Origin of the sequence: Candidatus Pelagibacter sp., assembly GCF_052046145.1 — a bacterium.
GTDB lineage: Bacteria > Pseudomonadota > Alphaproteobacteria > Pelagibacterales > Pelagibacteraceae > Pelagibacter.
This window is the reverse complement of the sequence record NZ_JBNGZR010000001.1, coordinates 47,829-60,191: the sequence shown is the minus strand read 5'-3', so window position 1 is coordinate 60,191 and position 12,363 is coordinate 47,829. Positions and strand designations below refer to the sequence as shown.

16 protein-coding genes are annotated in these 12,363 nt (G+C 28.2%); 10 read left to right on the top strand and 6 right to left on the bottom strand.

Annotated features, from left to right (window positions below; genetic code table 11):
• Positions 1-26: 26 nt before the first annotated feature.
• Positions 27-749, bottom strand: coding sequence for a TVP38/TMEM64 family protein (locus ACTT88_RS00270; RefSeq protein WP_440907397.1), 723 nt, complete (start codon positions 747-749; stop codon positions 27-29).
• A gap of 97 nt (positions 750-846) precedes the next feature.
• Here ACTT88_RS00270 and rpmH point away from each other — a divergent pair, with 97 nt between their 5' ends.
• Genes rpmH through ACTT88_RS00220 form a run of 10 tightly spaced genes read left to right on the top strand, consistent with a single transcriptional unit; the run spans position 847 to position 8,239 of the window.
• A complete protein-coding gene (gene rpmH, locus ACTT88_RS00265) occupies positions 847-987 on the top strand; it encodes a 50S ribosomal protein L34 (protein WP_440907396.1) in 141 nt (46 codons plus the stop codon).
• Positions 988-991: 4 nt separating this feature from the next.
• Positions 992-1,333: a ribonuclease P protein component gene (rnpA, locus tag ACTT88_RS00260; protein ID WP_440907395.1), complete on the top strand. Its 342-nt coding sequence runs from the start codon at positions 992-994 to the stop codon at positions 1,331-1,333.
• Positions 1,333-1,584, top strand: a complete 252-nt coding sequence (gene yidD, locus ACTT88_RS00255) for a membrane protein insertion efficiency factor YidD (protein WP_023854406.1) — start codon at positions 1,333-1,335, stop codon at positions 1,582-1,584. Before rnpA ends, yidD begins: the two co-directional genes overlap by 1 nt.
• Positions 1,584-3,263 carry a membrane protein insertase YidC gene (gene yidC / locus ACTT88_RS00250; RefSeq protein WP_440907394.1) on the top strand — a complete coding sequence of 560 codons (1,680 nt, stop codon included), beginning with the start codon at positions 1,584-1,586 and terminating at the stop codon, positions 3,261-3,263. Before yidD ends, yidC begins: the two co-directional genes overlap by 1 nt.
• 16 nt (positions 3,264-3,279) lie before the next feature.
• Positions 3,280-4,128 (top strand): acetylglutamate kinase, encoded by an 849-nt coding sequence (gene argB, locus ACTT88_RS00245; RefSeq protein ID WP_440907393.1) that lies wholly within the window; start codon positions 3,280-3,282, stop codon positions 4,126-4,128.
• Entirely contained in the window at positions 4,125-4,796 is a 672-nt protein-coding gene (locus ACTT88_RS00240; RefSeq protein WP_440643058.1) for a pyrimidine 5'-nucleotidase, read from the top strand. Before argB ends, ACTT88_RS00240 begins: the two co-directional genes overlap by 4 nt.
• Before the next feature lie 4 nt (positions 4,797-4,800).
• The gene (gene dapD / locus ACTT88_RS00235) at positions 4,801-5,628 is read left to right on the top strand and encodes a 2,3,4,5-tetrahydropyridine-2,6-dicarboxylate N-succinyltransferase (protein WP_440907392.1); all 828 of its coding nucleotides are present in this window, start codon (positions 4,801-4,803) and stop codon (positions 5,626-5,628) included.
• Positions 5,629-5,630: 2 nt separating this feature from the next.
• Positions 5,631-6,788, top strand: coding sequence for a succinyl-diaminopimelate desuccinylase (gene dapE, locus ACTT88_RS00230; protein WP_440907391.1), 1,158 nt, complete (start codon positions 5,631-5,633; stop codon positions 6,786-6,788).
• Positions 6,785-7,714, top strand: coding sequence for a histone deacetylase family protein (locus ACTT88_RS00225; RefSeq protein ID WP_440907390.1), 930 nt, complete (start codon positions 6,785-6,787; stop codon positions 7,712-7,714). The genes dapE and ACTT88_RS00225 overlap by 4 nt, the downstream gene beginning before the upstream one ends.
• A gap of 33 nt (positions 7,715-7,747) precedes the next feature.
• A complete protein-coding gene (locus ACTT88_RS00220) occupies positions 7,748-8,239 on the top strand; it encodes an SET domain-containing protein (RefSeq protein WP_440907389.1) in 492 nt (163 codons plus the stop codon).
• On the opposite strand, the gene truA is transcribed toward ACTT88_RS00220, so the two are convergent.
• Genes truA through ACTT88_RS00195 form a run of 5 tightly spaced genes read right to left on the bottom strand, consistent with a single transcriptional unit; the run spans position 8,219 to position 12,345 of the window.
• A complete protein-coding gene (gene truA / locus ACTT88_RS00215) occupies positions 8,219-8,959 on the bottom strand; it encodes a tRNA pseudouridine(38-40) synthase TruA (RefSeq protein WP_440907388.1) in 741 nt (246 codons plus the stop codon). The genes ACTT88_RS00220 and truA overlap by 21 nt on opposite strands.
• Positions 8,959-9,882 carry a methionyl-tRNA formyltransferase gene (gene fmt, locus ACTT88_RS00210; protein ID WP_440907387.1) on the bottom strand — a complete coding sequence of 308 codons (924 nt, stop codon included), beginning with the start codon at positions 9,880-9,882 and terminating at the stop codon, positions 8,959-8,961. The genes truA and fmt overlap by 1 nt, the downstream gene beginning before the upstream one ends.
• 2 nt (positions 9,883-9,884) lie before the next feature.
• Positions 9,885-10,403 (bottom strand): peptide deformylase, encoded by a 519-nt coding sequence (gene def, locus ACTT88_RS00205; RefSeq protein ID WP_440907386.1) that lies wholly within the window; start codon positions 10,401-10,403, stop codon positions 9,885-9,887.
• 21 nt (positions 10,404-10,424) lie between these two features.
• Positions 10,425-12,188, bottom strand: a complete 1,764-nt coding sequence (locus ACTT88_RS00200) for a hypothetical protein (protein WP_440907385.1) — start codon at positions 12,186-12,188, stop codon at positions 10,425-10,427.
• Entirely contained in the window at positions 12,163-12,345 is a 183-nt protein-coding gene (locus tag ACTT88_RS00195; protein ID WP_440907384.1) for a hypothetical protein, read from the bottom strand. Before ACTT88_RS00195 ends, ACTT88_RS00200 begins: the two co-directional genes overlap by 26 nt.
• Positions 12,346-12,363 lie beyond the last annotated feature (18 nt).

Genomic DNA, 12,363 nt, shown 5'->3' with positions numbered 1-12,363 from the left:
CTGGTCAGTACAGGGTGGGAGCACCACTAATTTCTGTAAAAAAACTTTCTCAAAAATATTGTAATCAAAATTAAAATAAAAAAAGCTGTAATAGGAACATATATATCAGGAGAAAATATTATATCAGTTATTCCTGGTACTTCAGCATTTTGGTCTATAATTTTTTCTAATCCACTACCAATAGAAACTGCTAAAAAAATTTGAGGAACTATTCCAATCAATGTAGCAAAGAAAAAATTTATAACCTTAACATTAAATAAGGTTGGTAAGAGACAGCTTAGCTGCCAAGGTATACCACCTATAAAGCGGTAAATTAATAAATAATTAAATTCAGATTGTTTAAATTTTATTTCTAAGTTTTGAAATTTATTTAAGAACTTTTCTCTAATAAGCTGTTTTAAAAAATAATTTCCAAAAATATATAAAAAAGTAGCACCAATACTCAAGCCTAAAACAACAACAAGTGTACCTATCCATTTTCCAAATATAAAACCTCCCATTAAGGCAACTGGAGATCCAAATCCTAAAAAAGGGAAAACCCAAAGAATAGTTAATACTAAAAAAATAATAGAAATTAAAAATAAGTTAGATTTTTTAAGTTCAAAAAAATAAGATTGGTTATCTCTTAGAAAATCATAGGATGTGATTTCTGAAAGACTAAATTTTGAAAAAAAGAAATACAAAAATACACAAATAATTAATAGATAAAATAACCCAATAAATAATTTAATTTTTTTTGTATTTTCCATGATTCTTCTTATTTTAATGCTTAATCTTCTATTTGCTATTTTAATTATTACTAATATAAAGGTGCAAAAATTATAAAAAACTATATCAAATCTAATTATGAAAAGAACTTATCAACCCTCAAATAAAAAAAGAGCTCGAAAACATGGGTTTCGTTCAAAAATGAAATCTAAAGGTGGTAAAAAGCTTTTAGCTAGAAGAAGAGCAAGAGGAAGAAAATCACTAACTGTTTCTGTATAGAATAATGAAAAGCAAAATACTTGCTCTTTCAAAAAACGAAGAATTTAAAAATTTACTTAAACAAAAAAAGATTACCAATAAATATGTAAGTATTTTTTTTGGAAAATTACTAAATAAAGATAAAAAAAGACTAAATATCAGTTTTGTAACTAAAAAAAAAATTGGTAATGCAGTAAAGAGAAATAAAATTAAAAGAAGATTAAGAAACATCATGAATGAAGCTGTTAAAAAAATAAAGATAAACTTTGATTATTCATTTCTTGTTATAGCTAAGTCTTCTATGCTAAATAATGAATACAAAATTATAAAAGAAACTCTTTTTCAAGATTTTGCAAAAATAAAATAATGAATATATTTACTTTAATTTTAATTAAATTTATCAAAGCCTATAAATATTTGATCAGTCCATTATTGGGTCATTCTTGTAGATATTTGCCAACATGTTCTGAATACAGCATAGATGCTTTAAAAGAATACGGTTTTTTTAAAGGTTTATTAATTAGTATAAAAAGAATTTTATCCTGCCATCCAATAAAATTTTTAGGGGGTGGTGAAGGGTTTGATCCAGTTAAAAAAGAAATGAAGGATAATAAGTAATGGAAACTAGAAATATAATTGCTGCCATAAGTTTATCAGCTGCTGTAATTATATTATACTCGCTATTTTTTGCACCACCTCCTGTAACAAAAGAAAATTTAACTGAAAAAACTAAGACTGAACAGAATTCAGATGCACCTAGTATTGATCAAAAAGAAAATGTAACTGAAATTTCACGAGAAGAAGCGTTACAACAAAGTGAAAGAATTCAATTTGAGAACCAAAGTATTGTTGGATCTATTTCATTAAAAGGGGCTGCAATAGACGATCTAACTTTCAAAGAATATAATGTTAGTTTGGAAAGCGATGAAAAAGTAAAATTTCTTACACCACGGAGCTCTAAAGAAGGCTATATAATAGAAAGTGGTTTTGTAACTACTGATAAAAATATCGATATTCCAAATGCAGATTCAATTTGGTCAGTTTCTGGAAATAATAAATTAACTGATCAATCTCCTATAAAATTAACTTGGACTAATGATCAAGGCATCACTTTTGAAAAAGAAATTGCATTAGATGATAAGTTTTTATTCACAATAAAACAAAGAGTTATAAATTCTACTGATAAAAACTATGACTTCTATTCTTATGGACAAATTATAAGAAATCAAATCCCAGAAGGTTTAACCGATTTTTACATTCTACATGAAGGTCCTATCGCTACATTAGATGAAGAATTAATTGAGGAAGATTATGACGATATAGAAGAGAAAAAATTTTCAAGAACTGCCCAAAAAGGATGGTTAGGTATAGGAGATAAATATTACATATCAACTCTAATTCCACCAAGAGAAAAAGAATTTAAAACCACGATGGATTACAAAAACAAATACAGAATAAACTTTGTTACAACGGAACCATTAGAATTAACTGGAAACTCCTCTATAGAAGAAAACTTGCAAGTAATAGTAGCTGCAAAAAGAGTTGATGTAATTGATGGGTACGCAGAAACATTAAAAATTGATAAATTTGATCTTACGATTGATTGGGGATTCTTATACTTTTTAACACGTCCTTTGTTTACTGCTTTAGAATATTTCTTTAAAATATTTGGTAATTATGGATTAGCAATTATTGCTGTTACCGTTTGTATTCGTGTAGCATTTTTTCCACTTGCTAATTTTTCATTCAGAAGCATGGCTAAAATGAAAGCTCTTCAGCCTGAGATGGTAAGACTTAAGGAAATACACAAAGATGACAAGATGAAATTGCAACAAGCCATGATGGCTCTTTACAAGAAGGAAAAAGTAAATCCCATGTCTGGATGTTTGCCAATTCTAATTCAAATACCTGTATTTTTTGCTTTGTATAAAGTTTTATTTGTAACGATTGAAATGCGTCATATGCCTTTTTATGGTTGGATCCAAGATTTAAGTGCTAAGGATCCTACTTCTATATTTAATTTATTTGGATTGTTTCCTTATGACGTACCTTCTTTTCTTGTAATTGGAGCATGGCCAGTTGCAATGGGAGTATCAATGTGGGTGCAACAAAAATTAAATCCCGCTCCAACAGATCCAATGCAGGCAAAAATATTTATGTTCTTCCCTTTGTTTTTAACAGTAATTCTTGCACCCTTCCCAAGCGGACTAGTAATTTATTGGACAGTTAATAACATTTTAACAATGGCTCAGCAGGTTGTAATAATGAAACGTACAACGATTAAAACTGCAACCTAGTAATTAAAAATAATAAATGGACCTTGAAAAGATACTACCTAAAAATGGGCCGCCATTAAATGAAGTAACTAAATACATTGAAAAATACAAAAATGATTTGATAGTAATTAAATATGGTGGAAACGTTTTAATTGATAGAAACGTATTTAATAACTTTATAACTGATCTTAGTGTTTTAAATAAATTGGGTCTTGCAACTGTTGTTATTCATGGTGGCGGACCTAGAATTAAAAGAGAGCTAGAAAAATCAAATATTGAATCAAAATTTATAAGAGGACTAAGAGTAACTGACAAAAATATAATTGATATTGTTGAATCTGTTTTGATTGATTTTAATAATGACATTGTTAATTCTTTAAAAGACAAAAGCACAGAGGCAATCTCTATTCACACAAAAAATAATAATATTATAAAAACTATACCAGAAGCAAAAGAGCTAGGATTTGTAGGAATACCGAATGAGATTAATAATGAACAAATATTAAATATAATTAATCAAAATAAAATTCCTATAATTTCTCCATTAGGATTAGGTAAAGAAAACCAAACATATAATATTAATGGAGATACAGCTGCGATGGCTATAGCAAAATCTTTAAAATCTAGAAGACTATTGTTAATGACGAATGTTGATGGTGTTTTAGATAAAAATAAGAAATTAATAGAGGAAATTTCTTCATCTGAGGTTCTTGAAATGATTAAAGACGAAACTATTACAGAAGGTATGATACCTAAAATAAACGCATGCTTAGACGCCGTAAATAATGGTGTGACAGCAGTTGGTATAATTAATGGCACAAAGCCACATTCGTGTTTGTGGGAAATATTCTCTGACAAGGGCTCTGGGACCCTAATAAGACAATGAAAGAATTAAAGAATATCAAAAACATATTATTTGATTGTGATGGGGTACTCTATAGTGATCTTGAAGGAGTATTTGGTCAGGTAAGTAAAAAAATGACTCAATATATTTCGAATAAATTAAATGTAGATTTAAAAGAGGCAAAAGAATTACAAACAAATTATTTTCATAAATATAACACTAGTCTTAATGGTTTAATGATACATCACGATATACCTCCAAGAGAATTTTTAGACTATGTGCATGATATTAATTTAGATTTTTTAGAAAAAGATACTGCTTTAAGGAATGAGCTTGAAAATATTAATCTAAACAAATTTGTCTTTACAAATGGCAGTAAAGAACATGTTAAAAATATTACTACTCACTTAGGAATTGATGATCAATTTGACGGTGTATTCGATATTGTTGATGCTGAGTACAGTCCAAAACCTGAGGCAAAAGCATTCGATCTGATGGTCAAAAAATTTCAAATTGATCCAACTGAGACACTTTATATTGAAGATATCGCAAAAAACTTATCTATTGGAAAAGAAAGAGGAGCAAAAACAGTTTGGTTAATCAATGATGAATACTGGGGGAAAAAAGAGTCTGATGAAGAGTATATTGATTACAAAATTGAAAATCTTTCTTTATTTTTAAAAGAAATAAGGTTATTAAAAAACTCATAAAATTATGAGTATTGAGAAAATTATAAATGAAGCTTGGGAAAATAAAGACCAAGTAAGTCAAAATTCAGATAAACCTTTAAAGGATGCTGTTAATCAAATTATTGATGATTTAGACAGTGGAAAAGCAAGAGTAGCTGAAAAGATCAATGGTGAATGGGTTACACATCAACATCTAAAAAAAGCTATCATGTTAAGCTTTAGAATGTACCCAATGGAAAATTTAAATGGTCCATACAGTAGCTGGTATGACAAAGCTCATTTACTTAAAGGAAAAACAGCTGGATGGACAAAAGAAGATCATGAAAAAGCTGGTTTTAGAATGGTGCCTAATTCACCTGTAAGAAAAGGATCATTTGTAGGAAAAAATGCGGTTTTAATGCCATGTTATGTAAATATTGGTGCTTATATTGATGAAGGAACAATGATGGATACATTTAGTCGTGCAGGAAGTTGTTGTCAGATTGGAAAAAATTGTCATATCTCAGCTGGTACTGGAGTTGGAGGAGTATTAGAACCTGCTCAAGCATTACCTACAATTATTGAAGACAATGTTTTCTTAGGAGCAATGTCAGAAGTAGTAGAAGGTGTAATAGTTGGAGAAGGCTCTGTCCTGAGTATGGGAATGTATATTGGACAATCAACAAAAATTGTTAATAGAAAAACTGGTGAAATAACTTATGGAAAAATCCCACCCTATTCAGTGGTAGTTCCAGGATCCTTGCCGGATAAAAACAATCCACAAGCGCCATCTTTGTATTGTGCGGTAATAATTAAACAAGTTGATGAAAAAACAAGATCAAAAACATCAGTTAACGATCTTTTAAGAGATTAAACATGCCAACAATAAATGAATTACAATTAGCTAAAGAGCTAATTAAGTTTCCATCTGTTACAAGAACTGATGCTGGTGTAATTAAATTTTTAGAAAAAAAATTAAAAAAACTTGGCTTTAAAACTAAAATACTCGAGTTCAAAGATAAAAATAGTTATCCTGTAAAAAATCTTTATGCAAGACTTGGTACCACAAGTCCAAATTTTTGTTATGCAGGCCATTTAGATGTAGTACCACCTGGTAATTTAAATGATTGGACTGTTAATCCCTTTAAACCTGCAGTTAAGAAAGGATACTTAATTGGCAGAGGTGCAAATGACATGAAAAGTTCAATAGCTGCATTTGTTACTGCGGTAAGTAACTTTTCTGAGGTAAACAAAAAATTTGGTGGCTCCATCAGTCTTCTAATTACTGGAGACGAAGAAGGAATTGCAATTAATGGGACGAAAAAAGTTGTTGAGTATTTGAGGAAAAGAAAAGAAAAAATAGATTTTTGCTTAGTTGGAGAACCCACTAATCCAAATAAATTAGGAGAAATGATTAAAATCGGTCGTAGGGGTAGTATGAATGGAAAATTGTCTATCATTGGTATTCAAGGTCATGTAGCTTACCCTAACAGAGCAAACAATCCATCTACATCTTTAGTCCAAATACTAAAAGAGTTGAAAGAAATTAAATTTGATAAAGGAACAAAAGATTTTCAACCTACAAATTTAGAAATAACAAAAATTAATATTGATAATTCAGCTGATAATGTAATTCCAGGATTAGCTAGTGCATCCTTCAATATTAGATTTAATAACAAACACACATCTTACAAATTAAAAAACAAAATTAATAAAATAATAAAACAAATTTGTAATAAAAATAAATCAAAATATAAAATTGAATATACTGTTTCTGGTGAGGCCTTTTTAACTAAGCCTAACAAAACCACATTTATGATACAAAATATAATTAAGAAAATTACTAAAATTAAACCACAACTATCTACAACTGGTGGTACATCAGATGCAAGATTTATAAGAAAAATAGCTCCATGTTTAGAATTTGGATTAGTGGGAAAAACTATGCATAAGGTAGGCGAATGTGTGTCCTTGTCTGATTTAAAAAGATTAACTTTAATTTATACTAAAATCTTAGATAACTACTTTAAGTGAAAACTGGTTTAATTACATCAGATACATCTCAAAATCATAATACAGGTCCTGGGCATCCAGAACAAATAGCAAGGGTATCAGTAATAGTAGAAAATTTTAAAAAACTTAATAATAAAAATCTTATATGGAAGAAACCATCTAAAGTTTCAGATGATATTCTATTAACCACACATGAAAGTAATTATTTAAATTTAGTAAAAAGTTCTTTTCCAAAAAAAGGATTTTCTTCACTTGATGGTGACACAATCATTTCACCTGGAAGCAAAGATGCAACTTTCGATGCAGTTGGATCAATAATTACTGCAATTGATGGAGTAGAAAAAAAAGAATTTAGAAATGCATTTTGTGGTGTTCGACCTCCTGGACATCATAGCTCACAAAATAAGGCTGCTGGTTTTTGCATTTTAAATTCAGTAAGTATTGGTGCAAATTATTTGTTAAAAAAATATAAATATAAGAAAGTTGCAATAATAGATTTTGATGTACATCATGGAAATGGAACACAGGATATTTTTTATGAAAATGAAAATGTTCTTTTTATATCAACACACCAATATCCTTACTACCCAGGAACTGGTTCAGAACAAGAAAGAGGTAAATTTAACAATATCTTTAATATACCTTTGCCAGCTGGCATAAGTTCAGAAGAATATTTAAACGTATTTGACCGTGTGGTGAAAAAATTAGAAGAGTTTAAACCAGAATTTATATTAATTAGCGCTGGTTTTGATGCCCATGAGGATGACCCTCTTGCTCAATTTAATTTAAAAACAGATGATTATTTCACTATTACCAAAAGAATATTAGAGGCTTCTAAAAAATTTTGTAACGGAAAAGTTGTTTCAATTTTAGAGGGCGGTTATGACCTAAATGCACTTCGAGACAGCACTAAAAGACATGTTGATGCTCTTTTAGAATTTAATTGATAATTCTTAAGAAAACTCTAAATAAAAAATTTCATGAAGCTATATAAAATAAAAAAATCTGGCATTGATAATAAAGGAAGAGGACTTTATGCAACTCGTGACATTAAAGAGGGAACCAAAATAATTGATTATGTCGGAAAACTTATAACAAAAAAACAAACACAAGATTCTGATAAATACGATAATAATAAACCAATATATTTATTCACAATAAATAAAAGATACGATCTAGATGGAGATTTTCCATGGAATACCGCAGGTTTAATTAATCATTCTTGTGATAATAATTGTGATTATGATGGAAAGGGATTGAAAATTTGGGTCAAAGCAATCAAAGATATTAAAAAAGGTGAGGAGTTTACCTGTGATTATGGATTTGGTTATGATGAAAATTACAAACAATTTCCTTGTAAATGTAAATCAAAAAACTGTTGTGGGTATATTGTAAGAGCTGAGTCTAGATGGCGAATAAATAAAAAGTTTGCTATGAGCAATAAAAATAAATTAATAAAGAACTCTAAATAAAAATAAACCACTTGGTGGTGCTGGAGGAGCACACAGTGTTCTTTTTTTTGACTTAAATCTCTTTTCAAAAGTTTTCAAATCCCATTTAGTTTCTCCCAAGTATTTTAAACAACCAACCATAGATCTAACCTGGTGTTGTAAAAATGATTGAGAACTAAATTGAAATTCAATTTTATTTTTTGATGATTTAATTTTGATCGATTTAATAGTTTTAATTGGACTTTTAGCGTGACAGCTTGAAGATCTAAAAGTTGAATAATCATTAGTTCCTAATAACTTTTTTGCACCCTTTTTCATTAATTCTAAATTTAAAGGCCTACGAACATGCCATGCTCTATTTTTTTCAATTATTGGTTGGCTTATTTGATTAAAAATAAAGTATTTATAAATTCTTTGTTTTGCTGAAAATCTAGCGTGAAATTTATTATTTCTTTTTTTTATATTTTTAATTGCAATGTCTTTTAAATTTAAAAAATGATTAATGGATTTTAAAAATTTAATTTTATCAGTTATTTTATTTTTGCAATCAAAATGCGCAGATTGCTCAAATGCATGAACCCCTGCATCAGTTCTTCCTTGACCATGTAAAATAATTTTTTCTTTTAATAATTTAGATAATTTTTCTTGAATTAATCCTTGAATTGTTGGGCCTTTTTTTTGGACTTGCCATCCTCTAAAATTTGTCCCTACATACTCAATAAGTATTTGGTATCTATTCATTATAAAAATGAACCCTTTTTAATTTGTGTTCCTAAAACAAATTCTCCAATACTTTGAGGCTTTTTTCCTTGTCTTTGTATTTCTTTAATTTTTATTGATTTTTTATCTCCACATGAAATTTCTAAATGGTCAGATAAAACCTCGCCTGGTTTTCCTTGTGCTTGTCCAATTTCTGCTTTTAATATTTTATATCTTTCACCGTTAAACATGAAATAAGCACCTGGAACCGGATAAAGTCCATTTATTTTACCTACTATATTTTTAGCATCCTCTTTCCAATTAATCTGCCCCTCTAATTTTTGAATTTTTGATGCGTATGTCGCTGATGAGTGATCTTGTTCTATAAAGTTTGCTTTATCGTCATATATATCATCTATATTATCTAAAATTTTCTCCGCAGCCAAACTTGATAGCTTTTCACTAATATCTTCAGTATTAAAATTATTTTCTATATTAATTTTATAAATGTTACATACCGGTCCTGTATCTAATTCTTCTCTTATTTTCATAATACTAATCCCTGTCTCTTTATCTAAATTCATAATAGATCTTTGAATAGGAGCAGCACCTCTCCATTTTGGAAGAATAGATGCGTGTATATTGATAAATCCCTTTTTAGTTAAATTTAAATATGACTTTGGTATAATTTGACCATAAGCAACAACTACTGCCAAATCTGCCTCTAAAGATTTAAAATATTCTAATTCATCTAAATTTTCTTTTAATGAGTTTGGAGTTCTAAATTCTATATTTAAAGTCTCTGAAATTAATTGAATTGGTGACTTGTTAATTTTTTGACCTCTTTTAGATTTTTGAGGTGGTTGAGTATAAACACAAGAAACAGGATATCCATTTTGATAAAGTGATTTTAAAATTGGAACAGCAAACATGGGAGTACCCATAAAAACTATTTTCTTTGGCATGTTTAAAGAATTGCTGGCGTAGATTTTTTCTTAGATAATTTTTTAATTATCATTGTTTTTTTTAATTTTGAAAGATAATCAATAAATAGTATTCCCTCTAAATGGTCCATTTCATGCTGAATACATGTTGCAAGAAGACCATCTGCTTTTAGCAATTTCTTTTCCCCGTCATAATCAAGATATTCTACTTCACACTTACTAGGTCTATCAATTTCTGCAAACTGATTTGGCACGGAAAGACAGCCTTCTTCATAAGTTGCTTTTTCAGGATCTTTATTTTTAATAACTGGATTAACGAAATATCTTGGCTCTTTTTTATTTTCATCCTTACTAATATCCATTACAATAATTCTCTTTGGTACGCCAACTTGTATCGCCGCGAGACCAATTCCATTTGCGTCGTACATTGTCTCAAGCATATCATCCATTAATTTTTGCTCTTCTTTACCGATAACATTGACTGGTTTAGAAATTTGTCTAAGTAATTTATTAGGTTCTGTTATTATAGTCCTGATAGCCATATCTTGATTTTATTATAATTTTTATACTTTTAAAGGAAGAACTTTTAGTAATAATTTATTTCTAATTAAATCAACATTTAATTGATTTAAAGTGTTGATAATAAAATAAACTGTATCTTCATCAATATTTTCAATTTTGTCAGGTCCAATTACCTCGATTATTCTCAACAATGCAGCACCCATTTCATTATTATCTATCATTGTTTGAATATCGGCAGGCATTTCTGATTGCTTCACCTCATATAGACTGTCATATTTTTTTGAAATTTTAATTCCATCAGATTTAAGCGCTTCTAGAAAAATTATATCTTTTTTTGATAAAAAATATTTTTTATCTTTTTTAATTTTTTTTAAATATTTATCTAAATCTTCTTCAATTTTAGATTTTGCATAGTCTCCATTGAAATAATTTATAAGTTTTGATTGATGTAAAATTTTACTATTATATTTAATCTTTTTATCTGCTGTCTCTTTCTCGTTTAAATTACTATTATAAAATGTAGTAAAATTTGATGGGACATCCTCAACATTAATTTCACCTAAGAATTTTTTTAATTCTAAATCAAAGGCATCACTTATATCATCAGATATAAATAGATCCTTTAAAATCTTTATAAATTCTAATTTGATTTTTGGTTCCTCTGTTAAAAGAGTTCTTTGATATAAAAGAGCACGTGCCTCAATTGAAGATAGAGATTTATATGCCTCTTTTGCATTTAGCAATTGATTAATATTAAATTGAAATTTTTTATAAAATTCAAATAACTCCTCCTCAGAATAATTTTTATCATTAACAGCTTTTTCTATTGTAGAAATTTTTTCCACATCAGTAATTTCTATATCTTGAATTTTAAAAAGTAAATTAGCGGCTGAAAGATATTTCCAAATTATTTTGGGTGTATCTTTACTTGGTTCATAAGAAAACTCAGGGTTAGTTCTATGAGCTAAATGAAAATCTAAAATTGAATTTATTGATATTTCCTTATCTGCCTCATCTAGATATCCAAATAAATAATTTATTTTGTTTTCGTAATAACTATCTTCGAAACCTAACTCTTTTTTTAAATCTAAGATTAGTTGAGCCTCTTCATTTTTTCCGTAATTGATTAAACAATATAAATTAAATTTTGATAGATATTCATCTTGAATGGGTTCAGAATTTTTAGAAAAAATCTCACATGATTTTTTTATGTTTGATTCTGATAAATAAGTATCTACCAAATATCTTGCTAAATTTGGATGTAAATTTATTATTTGATTTTTAATTAAATATTCTTCTATTAATTCTAAATTAGCATCCTTTATTAACCAATCGGATTTAAAGCTCATAAATTCTTGCTCAGTAATATTTTGGGTTGGAGAATAAGCATTGGTTAATAAAGATATGTGCATTATGTCAGATGCATCTTCTGAAAGATTAAATTTATTAATATTCTTAAATAAATTTTTTAATTTGGTTCCATCCGAATTTGACCACATATCCATACTCAGACCGTATTCACTTGGATCGTATAACCCAACAATTTTAATTTCTTTTGAGGAAAATTCTTTATCAAGTTTAATTGTATCCGTTTGTTTATTTGTTTGTAGTTCATAAACACTATTCTGAGCAGTGTTTACAGTGTTTTCACTTGAAATATTTGTTTCTGAAATAATTTGATTATCCTTTTTTTCTATATTCCAAATATCAATTGGTTTCTCTTCTGCAAACAAAGGTGTCAAAAAAATAAGACAAACCAATTTAATTAAAAGAATTTTCTTATTTAACAATTTTAAAATTTTCATTTGGAATAATTTTTTCAATTTCTTTTTTAGGTGCAGGAAAATCAATTGTACTTAGAAAAAAAATAATACCTAAAATAACCCCTAATCCGATTATAGATTTAATCACAAGTCCTATGATACTTGCTTTGCCTGAACTTGTGTTTTTAGTGAATTGCATATACTTTTAGATAATTTC